We start from the raw sequence: 279 nt of genomic DNA, 5'->3' as shown, positions 1-279 counted from the left end.
CTCATCTTAATAGCTTCGGTCAGCGCCTCAATCGCGTTATCCTGGCCGAAGACCAGCATTTTCAGACGATCGCCCAGGTTCTTCAGCGTATCGCGATCGCTCTGCGAGACGCTCTTTTCAGGAATTCGCGCAATTCGCGCCACTACGGACTCAATATCCGCCACGTTGACCGTTTTCTTACGTTTGCTCACCGGCATCAGACGCGCCCGAGCGCCCGCTTCGTCAATCACGTCAATGGCTTTATCCGGCAGATGGCGGTCATTGATATATTTTACCGCC

Annotated in this window: 1 pseudogene; it reads right to left on the bottom strand. The window is 54.1% G+C overall.

The features are described from left to right. A pseudogene (clpA, locus tag ACODJP_RS13925) lies at positions 1-279 on the bottom strand (ATP-dependent Clp protease ATP-binding subunit ClpA); the annotation flags it as partial.

Origin of the sequence: Pleomorphochaeta sp. DL1XJH-081, from assembly GCF_049310885.1 — a bacterium.
Taxonomy (GTDB): domain Bacteria; phylum Spirochaetota; class Spirochaetia; order Sphaerochaetales; family Sphaerochaetaceae; genus CAYZJV01.
Note: the sequence above shows the minus strand (reverse complement) of the source record. Positions and strands in the feature narration are given on the sequence as shown.